Source organism: Pseudoruminococcus massiliensis, assembly GCF_900291955.1.
GTDB classification, from domain to species: domain Bacteria; phylum Bacillota; class Clostridia; order Oscillospirales; family Acutalibacteraceae; genus Pseudoruminococcus; species Pseudoruminococcus massiliensis.
The window spans coordinates 117,630-136,138 of sequence record NZ_OLMR01000001.1 but is presented as its reverse complement, the minus strand read 5'-3'; the positions used below and the strand labels follow the sequence as shown (position 1 = coordinate 136,138).

Sequence of the window (18,509 nt, the reverse complement as noted above, 5' to 3'; positions counted from 1 at the left end):
TTTCACTTGTGGTGAGTTTGGGAAGTTTGCTGTTGTGTATGAAGTAATTACCAATTAATTAATAAACTTGTAGTGGCGAAATGTATTCGCTTATAGATTATAAAAACACTTTCAAAGGCAACTGCTTATGAAGTTACCTACGGCAGAGCCTGTGTTTGGTTTCGGGGTGAAGCCCCGACAAAAGAAATAAAAGGAGGATATTGATAGAGATGGCAAAAGAGCTTGCTAAAGCTTACAATCCAAGTGAGGTTGAAGACAGAACATATGAATTTTGGCTGAAAGGCGGATATTTCCACGCTAAGTGTGAAAAGGATAAGAAGCCTTACACAATAGTTATGCCACCGCCTAATATTACAGGTCAGCTTCATATGGGTCACGCTCTTGATAATACCTTACAGGATATTTTGATTCGTTATCATAGAATGAGTGGATTCGATACATTATGGCTTCCTGGAACAGACCATGCGTCTATTGCTACTGAGGCTAAAATCGTTGAAGCTATGAAAAAAGAAGGTCTTACTAAAGATGACCTCGGCAGAGAAAAATTCCTTGAAAGAGCATGGGATTGGAAGAAACAGTACGGCGGAAGAATCTGCGAACAGCTCAAGAAAATGGGTTCAAGCTGTGACTGGGACAGAGAACGCTTTACTCTTGACAGCGGCTGCAACAAGGCAGTTAATACAGTTTTTGAGAAACTCTATAACAAGGGTCTTATTTATCGTGGTGAAAGAATTATCAACTGGTGTCCTCACTGCTTAACATCAATTTCTGATGCTGAGGTTGAGTATGAGGAACAGCAGGGACATTTCTGGCATCTTCGTTATCCTTTCAAAGATGGAAGCGGTTATCTTGAACTTGCTACAACTCGTCCTGAAACTCTTTTGGGCGATACTGCCGTAGCTGTAAACCCTGATGATGAAAGATATAAGGATATTGTCGGCAAGACACTTATTCTTCCTATTGTGCACAGAGAAATTCCTGTTGTTGCAGATAGCTATGTTGAAATGGATTTCGGAACAGGTGTTGTTAAGATTACACCTGCTCACGACCCTAATGACTTTGAGGTTGGTCTTCGTCATAATCTTGAGGTTATCAATGTTCTTACTCCTGATGCAAAGATTACTGAGGATTATCCTAAGTATGCAGGTATGGACAGATATGAGGCAAGAAAAGCAATCGTTGCTGACCTTAAAGAAGAGGGTGCTTTGGTCGAGATTGAGGACTACTCTCATAATGTTGGTACTTGCTATCGTTGCGGAACAACTGTCGAGCCAAGAGTTTCAAAGCAATGGTTTGTTAAGATGAAGCCTCTTGCAGGTCCTGCTATTGACGCTGTTAAGAACGGCGAAACAAAGTTTATTCCACAGAGATTTGATAAGATTTACTTCCACTGGCTCGAAAATATTCGTGACTGGTGTATTTCCCGTCAGCTTTGGTGGGGACATAGAATCCCTGCTTGGTACTGCTCTGATTGCGGTGAGATTACTGTTTCTTCTGAAACTCCATGTGCTTGCGGAAAGTGCGGAAGCAAAAATATAGAGCAAGACCCTGATACACTTGATACATGGTTCAGCTCTGCACTTTGGCCTTTCTCAACCCTTGGCTGGCCTGAAGAAACTGAGGATTTCAAGCATTACTATCCTACAAGCACACTTGTAACAGGCTATGATATTATTCCTTTCTGGGTTATGCGTATGATGTTCTCTGGCATTGAGCAGACAGGAAAGGCTCCGTTTGATACGGTTCTTATTCATGGACTTGTTCGTGATGCACAGGGCAGAAAGATGTCTAAATCACTCGGCAACGGTATTGACCCACTTGAGGTTATTGACAAATATGGTGCTGATGCACTTCGCTTTACTCTTGCAAACGGTAACAGCCCAGGAAACGATATGCGTTTCTCTGATGAAAAGGTTGAGGCAAGCCGTAACTTTGCAAATAAGCTTTGGAATGCAAGCCGTTTCGTTCATATGAATATTGATGATTATGATGTCAAGAACGAGCTTCCTGAAAAGCTTGAAGCAGAGGATAAGTGGATTATCAGCACACTTAACACCTATACAAAGGAAATTCGTGAAAATCTCGACAAGTTCGAGCTTGGAATTGCTGTTCAGAAGCTCTATGACTTTATCTGGGATTGTTTCTGCGATTGGTATATCGAGCTTGCAAAATCTCGTTTGCAGTCTGAGGGCGAATCCGCACAGAATGCAAGACAGGTTCTTGTATGGGTTCTTACAAAGATACTTCTTTTGCTCCACCCATTTATGCCATTCATCACTGAGGAAATCTGGCAGTCACTTCCACACGAGGGCGAAACAATTATGACACAGGCTTATCCTGAGTATGATGAGGCTCTCAATTTCCCTGAGGCATCTCACGAAATGGAAATGGTTATGGAAGCTATTAAGGCTATCAGAAACCGTCGTGCAGAAATGAATGTACCACCTTCAAGAAAAGCTAAAGTCTATATTGCGGCTAAGGAACAGAAACCATATGTAAATGGTGAGAAGTTTATAATCAAGCTTGCAAGTGCAAACGAAGTTGAAATCGGAGAATCATTCGAGCTTGAGGGCGCTGTAACAATAGTCACAGCAGATGCAAAAATTTATATTCCGATGGACGAGCTTGTTGACAAGGAAGCTGAACTCAAGCGTCTTAACAAAGAGCTTGAAACAGCTAAAAAAGAACTTGCAATGGCAGAGGGCAAGCTTGCAAACGAGAAGTTTGTATCAAAAGCTCCACAGGCTGTTGTGGACAAGGTTAAGGCAACTGCTGAAAAGATGACTGAGAAAATTTCTCTTATCGAGGCAGCTATGTCAGCTTTGAAGTAATTATATAGTTTTAAGTAAACAAAATGCGATAAACTCGATTTATGAGTTTATCGCATTTTTATTAACGAATATATTTCTCTAAGAAACTCAAAAGTTTCATTGCAAGCCTCTTCAAAGGTTTGTAGGGTTGAGGGACGAAATCCCTCGTGTGTTTTAATGGCAAAGCCCTTAACATCTCTTTTTTCTCAAGCGGCGGATTTTATCCCCACTTAATATTTTAATTAAAATCAAGTTGTTTTAATTTTTTTCTGCAATTTCTTGCATTGATGAAATACTATAAAATTCTTTTGTTTCTGAAATACGACAAACTTCAGATTTGTTTTTTTCGAGCAGAAGTGTGATAGGGTAGAGGTTTATCCAAATTTCGTTGTCACACTCCTTCTGACTCTCATCAAAAATAAGCTGTAAACCAAAATGAAGGTGGCTTGTGTCTATATTGTTTGTGTTTTCTTTTGTGCTATAACCTGTTCGACCAACATATCCGATAACATCTCCTGCATTGACTGTTTTGCCTTCAGCCATATCGCATTGATATGGTCGATTTTGTCTTAAATGTGCGTAGTAGTAATATCTTTTCTTATCAGCACTACGGATACCAATTCTCCAACCACCATATTGGTTCCAACCCATAATTTCAACTGTTCCGGACTCGACTGCTATAACAGGTGTTCCGACAGCCGCCATCATATCGTGTCCTAAGTGCTGACGTTTATAGCCATATGTTCGTGATGCTCCAAAATCGTCATAATGTGAATATGGAAAGGTTTTTGCAATAGGAGAATAAACTTTCAAACCATACTTTTTTGTTTCGGTAGTTTTGCCGTTTTCGTCCGTTGATTTTTCGGTATATTCGCCAAGAAAACCATCAAGTATTGCTCCATAAGCTTCTCGGTAATATGAATAATACTTCATATCTTTAGTTAAATCGGATATTTTTTCACCGCTTGAAAGTTTTTCGGCTATGAATTTTAAGTCGCTCTCCTTATAGCTTGAAAAGTCCCCACTATATTTTGCCCCTAAATAGGCAAGCATATCTATCCAATTTAGTTTTATTTCATCATCTTGCGAATCTATATCGAGTTTCATAGCAGTTTCTAAGGCTGGATATGTTACATTAAATTCAACATAGCGTATAAAATCCTTTTCCTTAGCACCTGTCATACAGAGCATAATTATAGAGGTTGCAACAAATGCCATTAGAAATAAAGAAATAACTCTCTTCAAATTCATCACCTTTATAACTATATGCAGTGGCAAAAATAAAATTCCTTTTTTAGATACAAAAATAAGCCTCGCCGACAGTTTATGCTATCAGTGAGGCTCTATTTTATTTATATTAAATTTTGTTAGAATTTAGAAGCCGTAGCCACCATAATTACCATAGCCTTGATATGGATATGTGGTTGAACTGGATTGTTCAGCTTTTTTGTCACTACTTGTTGTTGATTCGTCGAGAGTAGCTTTTACAGTTTGCTCTTTGCCATCACGCTTAATAGTGATACTTATTTCATCGCCAGCCTTATGCTTTGAAATTAAGCTTGCAGCTTGAGAAGATGAGGTTATCTCTGTATCATCAATCTTAACAAGAAGGTCACCAAGCTTGATTCCAGCCTTTTCAGCAGCGGAACCTGATGTTACCTGTGCTACATATGTGCCTGCTTCATCAAGTCTATATGAGAATAACTGGTCTTCAGAAATATCAGTAAGTGAAACGCCAAGTGATGGTCTGCCAGTTACATAGCCATGGTCCATAAGGTCTTGGAGAATATTTACAACATCGTTTATTGGAATAGCAAAGCCTAAGCCTTCGACATCTGAACCACTTGACTTAGCAACAACAAGTCCGACAAGCTCAGCATTAGCATTGAAAAGTCCGCCACCTGAGTTACCTGGGTTTATAGCTGCATTTGTCTGGAGAAGATTCATAGTTTCACCGCCTATTGTGATTTCTCTGTTCAAAGCACTAATGATACCACTTGTAACTGTGCCACCGAGCTTTCCGAGAGGATTACCGATTGCCACAGCAGTTTCACCGACCTTTAGGTTATCAGAATCACCAAAGGTTACAGGACTAAGACCTGTTTCTTCAATCTTTAACAAAGCAACATCAACTTGATTATCCTTGCCGATGAGCTTAGCTGTGTAAGACTTTCCGTTTTTCAAGGTGACTGTAATATTGCTTGCACCATCAATGACATGGTTATTGGTTATGATATATCCATCTTCTGAGATGATAACACCACTACCAGCACCAGTAGAAACATACTGCTGCATATATTGACCGCTTACAACGGATTCTGTTGTAATTTCTACAACAGAGTTTGCAGCCTTTTCAGCTACCTCCTGAGTGCTTGTTGCAGCAACCTTTGTGCCTTCGTTTTTGGTTATGTTCAAGCTGCCTTTTGAGGTTTCAGAACTTCCAGCCTTGCTTGAACTGCTATTTTCTGTGCTTGCTGGTGTAACAGAAGAGCTGGCAAGCTTAGAACCGAGGAAGCCACCACCGATACCAATGCAAGCTACTAAAGCAAGAGAAGCTGTTATAATTGCAACACGCTTAGCTGTCTTATTCTTTTTCTTTGGAGCAGTTCTTACATCAGTTGCTTTAATTGGCTGTGGCTGATAGTAAGGTGTGCTATAAGTAGGTTGCTGATATTGCTGTGAATAAGGACTATTATAAGTAATAGGCTGTTGAGCTTGTGCATATGTGTTTTGTATAGGGGGTTGTTGCTCAGCTTGTGAAGTAGTATACTGTTGTGTAGTTTCCTGAACCTTTTGAACTGTTGAAGCTTCTGAAGTGGATTGTTCAGCAGTTTGATTTATTGGTTGCTGTTCTGGCTGTGATGAGTAAATATCATCGTAAGAACGACCATCGTTTTCTGGTGTGTATTGTTCATTATCTCTGTTATAATCTGTCATAATATAGAACCTCCAAATATTTGTTTTTCATTTGATGTTTAGATTATATCTTTAGAAAGTTAAGAAAATTCGATAATAAAATTAAATAAATTTAAAATAAATAGAAACAATTTATTTTCTTTAAAATAACAAATTGTGAACAGCTACTATTTTAGCACATTGGTATAGGTAATTCAAGTATCTGAATAATGCCCTTAAACTTTGGGAAAATCAGGAATTTATTTCTTGAAACATTATATTTTCCATTGCAAAGTAGTTACAAAATTGATATAATTAAAAAAGTGCGATACGCAAAAGAGTTATTAGCGTAAATTTAAAAGTGAGGTTTTATGATGAAACACGCTTCTGATAATAAGAGTAGAGAAAAGCATTTCATTGAGGAAATTGAAACAATCCCTCAAAAGCGTAGTAATACAAAGAAAATATTTATTGGAATTTTAGTTGCTGCGATTGTCGCATCTGGTGTGATTGTTCCAGTTGTAGTTGTTAGGCAAAATGAAATATCTGAAAATGAAAAGACAGTAACACCTTCTGAGGTTTTATATACTGATGCAAGAATTGCAGAGGCAAGAAGTCTCACCGCTGCTGCAAAAGCAACAAGGTCTATGAGTGAAAATATAGAAGTTCCGATAACCGCATATTCACTTAAGGTTGATGGCAGAACCATTGCAGTTATGACATCTGACGAAGAGATGAGAACAGTTCTTTCGTCTATGAAAAAGAAAGCTGTTAAGGATTTTATTGATGCTAAGGCACAGTTTGTTGAAAAGGTGGAAATCCTTGAGGGTATGCATATGAGAAGTGAACTTACTGACAAAGAGGGCTTACAATCAATTTTAAGCAAAAAATCAGAAATTACAACTACTCATACTATTAAAAATAAAGAAACAAGAGCTTCTATTGCTAAGTATTATGGAATATCAGTTGATGAGCTTGAAAACCAAAATCCTGCTATAAAGGAAAGTAAAATTAAAACTGGTGACAAGCTTATAATAAAGTATAACAAATTACCAATATCTATAAAATTTACTGTTACGGAAACAGAAAACAGGGTGGAAAAATTCAAAAAAGAAACTGTTAAGGACGATAAGCTTAGTACCTCATATAAGGAAGTTACAACCGAGGGTAAAGACGGCGAAATAAAAACTACATCTCAGATTACATATATTGATGGGAGAGCGGTTTCAGAAAAGGTTCTTTATAAAGAAGTTATTTCAGAGGTCGTGAATGAGGTTACAACTATCGGAACAAATGATAAGGTCGGAGCTTCACTTGGAAAATTCAGCTGGCCTTTGCCTAACTACGATACCATAACAAGTGAGTTTGGACCAAGATGGGGAACAAACCACAATGGACTTGATATTTCTGGCAGTGGTGTATATGGTGCTGATATTTTAGCATCCGATGGCGGTACAGTTATACTTGCTCAAGAGGATAATTCTGGCTATGGAAGATATGTTATAATCGACCATGAAAACGGTTATCAGACGCTCTACGGTCATTGCAGTAAGCTTTGTGTATCGGCAGGAGATAAGGTTAGCGCAGGTCAAAAGATTGCAGAGGTCGGCTCGACAGGATATTCTACAGGACCACATTTACATTTTGAAATTATCGACAATGGTACAAAGATAGACCCATATCCTTTCTTGTTTAGTTAATTCTAATAGAATAGTACAAAATATGTAGCTAATATGCACAATAATTTATTTTTTAAAAAACTTGCTATTGGCTAAGTAACCATTCTTTTGATAAACAAGCCATTTTTAGCCTTTTGCGTTTGACAATTTGCTTTTTAAAAGCTATAATAAATTCATAAACATATTATAATGTTAAAATAGAAAAGGAGAAAAAGATATATGGCTACAACTAAGAAACCTGCTGTTAAGACAGCAAAGGCTGTTAAGGAAACAAAGGAAGTAAAGACAACTGCTGTTAAGGAAGTAGCGGCTGCTCCTACAACAAAGGCTGAGGTTGCTCATGCGGTTAAAGAAGAGGCTGCTCCTAAGAAGAGAGCTTGCAAGAAGGCTCCTGCAACAAAGGCTACTATTACAGTTCAGTATCAGGGCAGAGATTATACAGACGCTGAGCTTATTGAGGCTTGCAAGGCTGATTATGCAGCAAATGGCTTTGATGATGCTGTTGAAACTCTTGACATCTATGTACAGCCTGAAAATGGTGTTGCTTATTATGCAGTCAATGGTTTTGGTGGCGATAAGAAGATTGACCTTTAATCTTTTATACATAGGCAAAACTTAAATTTAATCCTGAATATTATAAAATAAAGTGCGAATCTTAAAAAGGTTCGCACTTTTAATTTATTATATTATGTATTTATGTTTCTGAGGAAAATAACTCATCTTTAGAAATTTCTGCAATCTTACAAATTATTTTTACATTATTTATATAATTACTTTTTGTTTCTTTGAGATATTCTCTGCCAGAATCTTCAAGATGATAATATACTCTTGTGCGTTTTTCACCGATTTTTTCTGTTCTGCTTTTTATATAGCCTTTTTCCATAAGCTTATATAAAACAGGATACATAGAGCCTTCTTTAAGGCATAGATAACCATTGCTTAAATCAGATACTTCTTGAGAAATTTGATAACCATACTTATCTTCATTTTTGAGCATTGCAAGAAGTATCAATTCTACAATTCTAAATTTAAAACTATCTTTAGATGTCAAAATATTCACCATCCCTAATTATGCAATCTAAAAATTAAATTATTGGTATTTTTATTATAATATAGAATAATTCATAACTACAAATAAAATATATCAATTAATTTATACCTTTTAAACAACGTAGAAACTCGATTTTTAGCTTTTTCAAGCTAAAATGTGTAATTTTCGAGTAAAAGTTGCTTTTTCCATAAATAGGTGATATAATATTCAAGTAGGAAAAAATTATTGAAAAATTTTTAGGAGGAAATTATCATGAAAAAGTTTCGTGCAGTTATTGCTTCTGCTTTTACAGCATTGACACTTATTTGCGTTTTAGCAATGAATACATTTGCTACTACATTAGGAAAATCAACTGTTGTTAATCCTGATAGTATAAATAATAATACAGTACAAACAGGTGATAATAGTCAGACTATTATATTTATTGTAGCTGGTGTAGCTGTTGTTGCTCTCGCTGTTATTATTATCAGTATTATTGCGAGCAAAAAGAAGAAATAATAATTCTTAAATTAAAAACTTAACTCGGCTTGTCTTAAAAACAAGCCGAGATTTTTTATATCGTTAGGCTATAATATTCTCCGATTTTTATTGATTTCGAATCTTTAGAGTGTCCTATTTGATAGGTTCTTGCAATTGGAATGTTTTCATCTTCTATTTCACGCAGAACTATTTCTTCTATTAATGGTTTGCAGTTGTTTTCTGTCATATATGTAAATTGTCCTAAAATAATACCTTTTATACGCTTGAAAACTCCGAGCTGTCTAAGTTGACTGAGGCAGGCTGCTGCTCGCTCGACACCTCCGCCTAAGCTTTCAAGAAATAAAATTTTCTCTGAAAAATCAGGCATATATTCTGTCCCCGCAAGCTTTAGCAAACAACGAATATTTCCACCAATAACAATTCCGCTCATAGATTCTCCTTGAATAAATCTATAATCAAAATTAAGAAGTGAATTTTTATTAAGTATTATTGTATCAATAAAGCTTTTTTGTTGTTCTTTAGAATATTCTGATACAATGTTTTTTATTTGATACAGATATGATACATTTTTGGTTTTGGCATAGATTGCATTTATGATAGCAGTTAAATCGCTATATCCAAAAAATGGTTTATTATTTTCTTTGATGATATTGTAATCAAGCTTATCTAATAATTCATTACACATATCTCCACCTGAAATATCAAATATGGCTTTAATGCGATTATCGGTATAAAGCTCCATAAGTGCATCTGCTTTTTCTTGAATACTTATTGAAAAAGTACCATCATTTGCATAAATATATTTACTTGTTATAATATTTAAACCGATATTTTTTAGAACGCTATATAGTTCATTAATATTTTTTCGTTCAAATTCTTTTCTGCTGTCAGAACAGGCAGATATTCCGATATAATCTCCTTTTTTAAGCATAAGGCCACCTCTGTTTATTGACTTGATTTTTATAATGATACTATTTCAGATAAATAAATTCAAGACTTAGACTTCGAAAAGCAAGGCGGTTATAGGTAACTATAAGCTTTTGTTTAATTCTAACTGTTATAAATAATAAAAATGATTTATAACAGATAAATGACAAATTTCCCTCATAAAATCAGCAATAATTATATTATGACAAACTCAATTATATATCATACAACTTAAAAATCTTGGAAAAATTGAAAGATGATTTGACAAGAGAAAAAAAGTGTATTATAATGAAAACAATCTACCGATTTTCGCAAAATTTTAAGCTTAAAAGTCACTTTTGTGTAAATTTTACGATATATCGTATTATATAAAAATTTATTCAGAAAAGGAAGTTAAGTATGCTATTACACAGATTCTTACCAAGAACCGAATTTGACTCATACGAGGATTTTAAGGCTAACTATAAGGTCAATATCCCTGAGGATTTCAACTTCGGCTTTGATGTTGTTGATGCTTGGGCAGAGGCTGACAAAAACAAGAAGGCTCTCGTATGGTGCAACGACCACGGCGAAGAAAAAACATTTACTTTTAGTGATATTAGTCGTCTTTCAAATAAGACTGCTAACTATTTCAGAAGTCTTGGCATCAAAAAGGGCGATGTTGTTATGATGATACTTCGTCGTCGTTGGGAATACTGGATTTGTGCAACCGCACTTCATAAGGTTGGTGCTGTCTTGATTCCTGGCTCACTTCAGCTTACTAAGAAGGATATTGTTTATAGAGGCAATTCTGCTGAAGTTAAAGCTATCATCTGTGTAAATGACGATTTTGTTATCAATCAGGTTGAAGCATCTGAAAAGGAAATTCCAACACTTGAAAATAAAATTGTTGTTGGCGAACCTCGTGACGGTTGGCGTTTCTTTGAAGATGAAATCGAACCGTTTTCAGATAAGTTCGCTCGTCCGACAGGAGACCAGGCTACTAACTGGAACGATATTATGCTTGTTTACTTCACAAGTGGTACAACAGGTATGCCAAAGATGGTTCAGCACAATTTTGCTCACCCTCTTGGACACATCGTTACAGCTAAATATTGGCAGATGGTTCAGGAAAATAAGCTTCATATGAGTGTTTCTGACTCAGGCTGGGCTAAGTTTGGCTGGGGTAAAATTTATGGTCAGTGGATTTGCGGTGCAATTGTCTTCGCTTATGATATGGATAAGTTCATTCCTGCAAAGCTTCTTGAGGTTATTTCTAAGTATAAAATTACTACCTTCTGTGCACCTCCTACAATGTATAGATTTATGCTTCAAGAGGATTTGAAAAAGTACGACCTTTCAAGTATTCAGCGTTGCTGTACAGCAGGTGAACCTCTTAACCCAGAGGTTATCAAGAAATGGCAAGAATACACAGGCCACTTTATTTATGAAGGCTTTGGTCAAAGTGAAGGCAGCGTTCTTCTTGCTAACTTCCAGTGGTTTGAGCCTCGTCTTGGCTCAACGGGTAAGCCATCACCAATTTATGACATTCACCTTGTTGATAAAGACGGAAACGATGTTAAGACAGGCGAGGAAGGCTCTATCGTTGTTATGGATGTTAAAAATCATCCTCCTGTCGGTCTTTTCACAGGTTACTACAAAAACCCTGAGATGACAGAAGAAAAGCTTCTTGGTAAATTCTATAACACTGATGATATGGCATCTTGCGATGAGGACGGCTACTATTGCTTTATCGGTCGTGATGATGATGTTATTAAGTGTTCTGGTTACCGCATCGGACCTTTCGAGGTTGAAAGTGCATTGCTTGAGCATCCATCTGTTGTCGAATGTGCTATCACAGGTGTTCCAGACCCAATTCGTGGTCAGGTGGTTAAGGCAACAGTTGTTCTTGCTGCTGGTTATACACCAAGCGAAGAACTTAAAAAGGAGCTTCAGAATCATGTTAAGAGAGTAACTGCTCCTTATAAGTATCCAAGAGTTATTGAGTTTGTTGATGAACTTCCTAAGACACTTGGCGGTAAGATTAAGCGTGGTCAAATCCGTAAGTCTGATGAGGACGCAGCTAATAAATAAATTTTAATTGAATATAATTACTAAAAGGCTAACTGATTTTGTTGTAAATTAGTTAGCCTTTGTATATTAAGCAGTGAGCCGCTGCAGTCTATGAATTTTCCAATTAGTTAACAGACTTTCCTAAGATAATTAAAAGTTTCGCTCGAGCCTTTTCAAAGGCTCGCAAGGTTGAGGGACGGAGTCCCTCATAGGTTTTAAGGGCAACGCCCTTAACATTCTTTGCACTCTAAGTGCGGACTTTGTCCGCACTTAAATGACTGATGTTGCTAACAAAAGAATTTAGTGGCGAACAAAGTTCGCCACTAAGAAGGCAATACAGGTTAAGGGCTTCGCCCTTAAAACCCACCAAAGGCTCTGCCTTTGGAATCCGCAAGCCTTTAAAAAGGCTTGACCTAAACTTTGCGGCGAGCCGCCGCTCCCAAGACGCGGAATCGCTCGACAAGTCTCGCTCGGAGTGAGTTAGAAAAGATTATTGCCACGATTGAAGTAATTACCAGTGAATTATTTTTTAGATAGAAATAATTTCATTGTGCATAATGCTGAAAATTGTTTTTAATTATGTGCAGTTTGCACGAAGATTTCCGTTTTGCTGTTGACTTAATCTTAATAATATTAGATAATATATTAGTAGATTTCTTGAGATTTCGAGAAATGAATATTATCATATCCTATAATAGAAACGAGATGATAAAAATGATAAAGAGTATGACAGGCTTTGGCAGGTTTGAGGGTACTGCTGGGGGAAGAACTATTTCTGTTGAGATTAAAACAGTAAATCATAGATTTCTTGACTTTACTTGCAAAACTAACCGAGGCTATGGTTTCCTTGAGGAGCGTTTGAAAGGTTTTATATCTGATTATATTGCGAGAGGTAAGGTTGATGTTTTTGTAGGAGTTTCTGAGGAGGAAAATACAGAATCTATTGTTGAAATCAATCATTCACTTGCCGCAGGTTATGTAAATGCTTTGCATGAGCTTGCACAAAAGTACAATATAAGAGAAGATATTTCAGTTTCGCTTCTCTCAAGATATAATGATGTTCTTACTGTTCGTAAGCCTCCAGAGGACGAAGAACAGGTATGGCTTTCAGTGAAAGAATGTGCCGAAAAGGCAGTTTCCGGACTTATAGCTATGAGAGAAAAAGAGGGCGAAAAACTGAAAGACGATGTTCTTTCACGCTGTGATGTAATACTTTCTCTTGTTGAAAGCGTTGAAGAACGCTCTCCCAAAACTGTTGAGGAATATCGTCAGAAGCTTGTACTTCGTATGCAGGAAATTCTTAACGGAGTAGAAATCGATGAACAGAGAATTCTTACGGAGGCGGCAATTTTTGCTGATAAAACTGCTGTTGCTGAAGAAACAATACGCTTGCGTTCACATATTGCTCAGATGCACGAAATGCTTGAAAGTGATGCACCAATCGGACGAAAGCTTGATTTTATCGTACAGGAAATGAACCGAGAGGCAAACACAATCGGCTCTAAGGTCAGTGACGCTGAATTGGCACATGTTGTCGTTGACATCAAGGGCGAGATAGAAAAAATTCGTGAACAGATTCAAAATATTGAATGATGGAGGATTAAGATGAAGCTTATCAATATAGGATATGGAAATCTTATTTCGTCCGAAAGAATGATAAGTGTTGTTTCACCTGATGCTGCACCTATTAAGCGTATGGTTCAAGATGCAAAGGATAAAGGAACACTTATTGATGCAAGCTGTGGCAGAAAAACTAAGGCGGTTATATTTACTGATAGCGGTTATATCGTTTTATCAGCATTACAACCTGAAACTATAGCTAATCGTGCCAATAATAAAGAAGATACTTCTGATAAAATTGCAGAAAGGAGAAATTCTGATGAAGAATAAAGGCTTATTGTTTATACTTTCAGGTCCTTCGGGAGCAGGAAAGGGAACTGTTGTAAAGGAACTTGTAAAACTTCCAGAAAATGAGGTTTCAGTATCAGTTACAACAAGAGAACCAAGAGAGGGAGAAATTGATGGTGTACACTATCATTTCTTTACAGTAGATAAGTTTAGAAAGCTTATAGACGAAAACGGATTTCTTGAGTATGCACAATATTGTGAGAACTATTACGGAACTCCTCTTGCACAAATTGAAAAGTGGCTTTCTGAGGCTAAAAATGTAATTCTTGAAATTGATGTTCAGGGTTGCCGTCAGGTTAAGATAAAGCGTCCTGATGCTATTACATTGTTTATTGCACCACCTTCTATGGAGGTTCTTGAACATAGACTCAGAAAAAGAGGCACAGAGGACGAGGAAACTATACAGAAGCGTCTGAATACTGCTAAGAGCGAAATGCAAAAAGCGGGCGAATATGACTATGTTGTTATAAATGGTCCAATTGAAGAATGTGTTGAAGATGTTCTTGCAATTTTCAAGGCAGAGAATATCAAGGCACAAAATGCAGAAAGTATTAATATTTAATTATTTTTAGATAAAAATTTTTTATGAGGCGAGTTCTTGATTACTTGCCATAATATTATATTTTTGAGGTGTATTATAATGATAAAATCATCACTTGACGATATGTTAATGGGAAGACAGAGCCGTTACGCTCTTGTTATTGCAGTTGCTAAGAGAGCAAGAGAGCTTTCAGAGGAAATGGCTGAGGGCAAAGTCGAAAAGAATGAAAAGCCTGTTCTCGTAGCTTATGAGGAATTTAAAAATCATAAGTATGCTATCTATGAAGCGGAAGTAGATGACTAAGCTTATTGCAGAAATTGCTGTTGAAAAAACAGCTCTCCACTTTGATAAAATCTACGACTATATAATTCCGGAAAATCTTTTGGAATCAGCACAGATAGGCTGTCGTGTTATAGTTCCGTTTGGAAATAGCCCAAGGCGACAAGGCATAATTGTTTCAATCTTCGAGGAAACAGAGGCTAAAAAAGGGCTTAAACGAATAAAAGAATTGCTTGATAGCGAGCCTGTTCTTTCTAAAGAAATGCTTGCTATGGCTAAATTTATGAAGGAACGCTATTATTGTACCTTTTATGAGGCTTGTGCAGCAATGCTGCCTGCCGGCTTGGGTATGAAGCTGACCTATGCTTATACCTATACTCAAGACGGTGCAGAAGCTGAAAATCTTTCTGCTGATGAGAGTATGCTTATAAACTTTCTTATAGCAAGAAAAAAGCCAGTTAGACACGATATTCTATTGAAGAATATGGGCTTTTCTGATGACAGTCTTTTGATTAAGCTATGCAAAAAAGGTTATATTCTGAAAAAAGAGGTTATTAAGAAACGCTTTCTTGAACCTACTGTAAAAATGGTTCGTATATGTGAGGGTGCAGATATTCCAGAAAGGTTATCACCTAAGCAGAGCGAGGTTGTTTCGCTTTTACAGACGGCTGGGGAATGTTCTGTTAAGGAACTTAATTACTTTCTTGGCGTGACATCAGCAGTTTCAGATGGTCTTGTGAAAAAAGGAATATGCGAATATTTCGAGGAGGAAGCTCCAAAATATATTCCAAGTGTAGAATCCAAGCCAAAGCAACAGCCTGTAATATTTCTTACGGACGAACAGCAGAAAGCCTATGACGATTTGCTCGAAAGACAAAATTCGGGAAAAGCGTCTGTTTCCTTACTTTATGGAATTACAGGAAGTGGAAAAACTTCTGTATTTATGAAGCTGATAGATAATGCAGTTGATGTTAATAACGGAAATGTAATTGTAATGGTTCCGGAAATTTCACTGACACCACAGCTTTTGAATAAGTTTACTACACGCTATGGCGATAGAGTTGCTATATTTCATAGCGGATTGCCGATTGGCAAGCGTCTTGAGGAATGGAAGCGTGTAAAAAATGGTGAAGCTAAAATAGCTGTCGGAACTCGTTCTGCGATATTTGCACCATTTGATAAAATTTCGCTCATTGTAATGGACGAAGAACAGGAATATACCTATAAATCTTCTGCAACACCGAGATTTCACGCAAGAGAGCTTGCAAAATTTCGCTGTGCAGAAAATAACTGTTTGCTTTTGCTTTCTTCTGCGACACCTTCTGTTGAAAGTTTTTACTTCGCAAATGAGGGCAGATATGGCTTGCAAGTCTTGAAAACAAGATACGGAACAGCCCAATTGCCCGAAGTAATAACAGCAGATATGAATATTGAGCAGGAACAAGGCAATATGAGTGCGTATAGCTCAAAACTGCTTGAGGCTATTGAGGAAAATCTGAAAAATCAAAAGCAGTCTATTATTCTTTTGAATAGGCGTGGTCATAATACCTTTGTTTCGTGTCGTTCGTGCAAGGAGGTTATATCCTGCCCGAACTGCTCAATTTCGCTGACCTATCATTCTGTAAACCACAGGTTGATGTGTCACTACTGTGGATATTCTATTCCTGTTCCGAAAAAGTGTCCTGCCTGCGGAAGTGAAAAACTTCGTTTCGGCGGAACAGGTACTCAAAGGGCGGAGGAAGAACTTTCCGAGATTTTCCCTAATGCAAGAGTTCTCAGACTTGATACCGATTCTACTATGCAGAGATTTGCTTATGAGAAAAAGCTTGCACAGTTTGCGAACGGTGAATATGATATTCTGCTTGGAACGCAGATGGTTGCAAAGGGACTTGATTTTCCAAATGTAACTCTTGTCGGGGTTATAAATGCAGACCAGATGCTTTATGGCGGAGATTTCAGAAGTTATGAAAGAGCATTTTCACTCTTGACACAGGTTGTTGGTCGTTCGGGCAGAGGTAATTTTGAGGGGAAGGCCATTATTCAGACCTATGCTCCTGAGAATCCTATTATAGCTCTTGCAAAATCTCAGAATTATGATAAATTTTATAATAGTGAGATTAAGTTGAGAAAGGCAATGATATATCCGCCGTTTTCGGATATAGGCGTTGTGGCTTTTGTTGGAACAAACAGAAATCTTGTTGAGAAATCAGCACAACATTTTTCGGAGCTTTTAAAAGAAAAGCTCGCTAATGAATATAAGGGTATGCCCCTTGTTATATTAGGTCCTGCACCTGCGCTTGTTTCTAAAATAAGCAATAAATACAGGTACAGACTTATCTTGAAATTCAGAAATAATAAGGCATTTCGCAGTCTTTTATCATCTTTGCTTTGTGAACTTGGTGCGGACAGAAATTATTCTGAGGTTACTGTTTATGCTGATATTAACCCAGAAAATATAATGTGATTTGCCGAAAAGGAGTCTTAAAACTATGGCACTTAGAAATATTGTTAAAGAGGGCGACGAGGTTTTAACCAAAAAATGCCGTCCTGTTGAAAAGTTTGATGACAGACTTGCCTCTTTGCTTGATGATATGTATGAAACAATGACAGCAGGCAATGGCGTTGGTCTTGCTGCACCGCAGGTAGGTATGTTAAGGCGAGCATTTGTTATAGACATTGGAGAGGGTAAGCTTGAGTTTGTCAACCCTGAAATTATTAAGACAAGTGGCAGACAGGAAACAGGTGAAGGCTGTCTTTCCTGTCCTGGCGAATATGGAATAACTGTTCGTCCAAGATTTGTTACTGTCAAGGCTCAGGACAGAAACGGCAAGGAATTTACTATGGAAGCCTCTGATTTGCTTGCAAAGGCAATTTGCCACGAAAATGACCACCTCGATGGAATACTTTTCAAGGCTCATGTAATAAGAATGTTAGATGAGGACGAATTGGAGGGATAAATATTGCGAATAGTATTTATGGGTACTCCTGAATTTGCTGTTCCCTGCTTATCAGCTCTTATAGAAAAACATGATGTTCTTGCTGTTTTTACTCAGCCGGATAAGCCAAAGGGCAGAAAACAGATTCTTACACCACCTCCAGTTAAAGAGGAGGCTTTAAAGCATAATATCCCAGTTTATCAGCCGAAAACTCTCAAGGACGGCGAGGCTTTTAAGCTTCTTTCAGAGATTAAGCCTGATGTTATTATAGTAGTTGCATATGGTAAAATCTTGCCTAAGGAAATTCTTGAATTGCCAAGATATGGCTGTATAAATGTTCACGCTTCACTTTTGCCAAAGTATCGTGGAGCGGCTCCGATTCAGTGGTCAATCATTGACGGTGAAAAGGAAACAGGCGTTACAGCTATGCAGATGGATATTGGCCTTGATACGGGAGATATGATTAAATCTGCATCACTTACCATTGGTGAGAATGAAACTGCTGATGAACTTCACGACAGACTTTCTGCACTTGGTGCAAAGCTTATTATTGAAACACTTGAGTCTGTTGAAGATGGTACAGCGACACTCACAAAGCAAGATGACAGCTTATCCAACTACGCATCAATGCTTTCTAAGGATATTTCACCGATTGATTTTACACAATCCGCACAAGCAGTTCATAACAAGGTCAGAGGACTTAATTCTTGGCCGTCTGCTACTGCGATTATGGACGGTAAGCGTATAAAAATTCATAAGACAAAGCTTGCTGACGCTTGCGGACAGGCTGGAGAAATAGTTTCGCTTGAACCTTTTATTGTAGCTTGTGGGAGCGGTGCTATTGAAATTCTTGAGCTTCAGCCTGAGGGCAAAAAGAAAATGAATGTGGCAGATTTCTTGAGAGGTCATAAAACAGAACTTCATTCATTTTTGAAATAAGGAGGTTTTTGT

General features: G+C 37.3%; 16 protein-coding genes. 12 read left to right on the top strand and 4 right to left on the bottom strand.

The genetic code is table 11. The features are described 5' to 3' along the window. Positions 1-209 precede the first annotated feature (209 nt). On the top strand, positions 210-2,831 hold the full coding sequence (locus tag C9914_RS00620; RefSeq protein ID WP_106762741.1) for a valine--tRNA ligase: 2,622 nt from the start codon (positions 210-212) through the stop codon (positions 2,829-2,831). A 237-nt stretch (positions 2,832-3,068) separates the two neighbouring features. Here the strand turns inward: C9914_RS00620 and C9914_RS00615 are convergent, their stop codons facing one another. Together C9914_RS00615 and C9914_RS11685 are read right to left on the bottom strand one after the other, a co-directional pair. Continuing rightward, on the bottom strand, positions 3,069-4,061 hold the full coding sequence (locus C9914_RS00615; RefSeq protein ID WP_106763242.1) for a M23 family metallopeptidase: 993 nt from the start codon (positions 4,059-4,061) through the stop codon (positions 3,069-3,071). 123 nt (positions 4,062-4,184) lie between these two features. Further along, on the bottom strand, positions 4,185-5,747 hold the full coding sequence (locus C9914_RS11685) for a S1C family serine protease (protein WP_242972025.1): 1,563 nt from the start codon (positions 5,745-5,747) through the stop codon (positions 4,185-4,187). Positions 5,748-6,076: 329 nt separating this feature from the next. Between C9914_RS11685 and C9914_RS00605 the strand changes: the two genes are divergently transcribed. Further along, positions 6,077-7,405, top strand: coding sequence for a peptidoglycan DD-metalloendopeptidase family protein (locus C9914_RS00605; protein ID WP_106762739.1), 1,329 nt, complete (start codon positions 6,077-6,079; stop codon positions 7,403-7,405). A 198-nt stretch (positions 7,406-7,603) separates the two neighbouring features. Further along, positions 7,604-7,978 (top strand): DUF6465 family protein, encoded by a 375-nt coding sequence (locus tag C9914_RS00600; protein ID WP_106762737.1) that lies wholly within the window; start codon positions 7,604-7,606, stop codon positions 7,976-7,978. 100 nt (positions 7,979-8,078) lie between these two features. On the opposite strand, the gene C9914_RS00595 is transcribed toward C9914_RS00600, so the two are convergent. Then, the gene (locus tag C9914_RS00595; protein WP_242972024.1) at positions 8,079-8,435 is read right to left on the bottom strand and encodes a PadR family transcriptional regulator; all 357 of its coding nucleotides are present in this window, start codon (positions 8,433-8,435) and stop codon (positions 8,079-8,081) included. Between the two features lie 252 nt (positions 8,436-8,687). On the opposite strand from C9914_RS00595, the gene C9914_RS00590 reads away from it, so the two are divergent. After that, positions 8,688-8,933, top strand: a complete 246-nt coding sequence (locus tag C9914_RS00590; RefSeq protein ID WP_106762736.1) for an LPXTG cell wall anchor domain-containing protein — start codon at positions 8,688-8,690, stop codon at positions 8,931-8,933. 55 nt (positions 8,934-8,988) lie between these two features. On the opposite strand, the gene C9914_RS00585 is transcribed toward C9914_RS00590, so the two are convergent. Next, the gene (locus C9914_RS00585; protein ID WP_106762734.1) at positions 8,989-9,846 is read right to left on the bottom strand and encodes a S66 family peptidase; all 858 of its coding nucleotides are present in this window, start codon (positions 9,844-9,846) and stop codon (positions 8,989-8,991) included. 395 nt (positions 9,847-10,241) lie between these two features. Between C9914_RS00585 and C9914_RS00580 the strand changes: the two genes are divergently transcribed. The 8 genes from C9914_RS00580 (at position 10,242) to fmt (ending at position 18,497) form a co-directional block, all read left to right on the top strand. Then, positions 10,242-11,915 carry an AMP-binding protein gene (locus C9914_RS00580; RefSeq protein ID WP_106762733.1) on the top strand — a complete coding sequence of 558 codons (1,674 nt, stop codon included), beginning with the start codon at positions 10,242-10,244 and terminating at the stop codon, positions 11,913-11,915. Positions 11,916-12,608: 693 nt separating this feature from the next. Continuing rightward, positions 12,609-13,487 carry a YicC/YloC family endoribonuclease gene (locus C9914_RS00575; protein ID WP_022264890.1) on the top strand — a complete coding sequence of 293 codons (879 nt, stop codon included), beginning with the start codon at positions 12,609-12,611 and terminating at the stop codon, positions 13,485-13,487. 12 nt (positions 13,488-13,499) lie between these two features. Beyond that, the gene (locus C9914_RS00570) at positions 13,500-13,784 is read left to right on the top strand and encodes a DUF370 domain-containing protein (RefSeq protein ID WP_207654827.1); all 285 of its coding nucleotides are present in this window, start codon (positions 13,500-13,502) and stop codon (positions 13,782-13,784) included. Beyond that, entirely contained in the window at positions 13,774-14,364 is a 591-nt protein-coding gene (gene gmk / locus C9914_RS00565; RefSeq protein WP_106762730.1) for a guanylate kinase, read from the top strand. Before C9914_RS00570 ends, gmk begins: the two co-directional genes overlap by 11 nt. A gap of 78 nt (positions 14,365-14,442) precedes the next feature. Beyond that, positions 14,443-14,646 carry a DNA-directed RNA polymerase subunit omega gene (rpoZ, locus tag C9914_RS00560; RefSeq protein WP_022264887.1) on the top strand — a complete coding sequence of 68 codons (204 nt, stop codon included), beginning with the start codon at positions 14,443-14,445 and terminating at the stop codon, positions 14,644-14,646. Then, positions 14,639-17,086, top strand: coding sequence for a replication restart helicase PriA (priA, locus tag C9914_RS00555; RefSeq protein ID WP_106762728.1), 2,448 nt, complete (start codon positions 14,639-14,641; stop codon positions 17,084-17,086). The genes rpoZ and priA overlap by 8 nt, the downstream gene beginning before the upstream one ends. A 25-nt stretch (positions 17,087-17,111) precedes the next feature. Next, positions 17,112-17,579, top strand: coding sequence for a peptide deformylase (gene def, locus C9914_RS00550; RefSeq protein WP_106762727.1), 468 nt, complete (start codon positions 17,112-17,114; stop codon positions 17,577-17,579). Positions 17,580-17,582: 3 nt separating this feature from the next. Next, positions 17,583-18,497 carry a methionyl-tRNA formyltransferase gene (fmt, locus tag C9914_RS00545; RefSeq protein WP_022264884.1) on the top strand — a complete coding sequence of 305 codons (915 nt, stop codon included), beginning with the start codon at positions 17,583-17,585 and terminating at the stop codon, positions 18,495-18,497. Positions 18,498-18,509 lie beyond the last annotated feature (12 nt).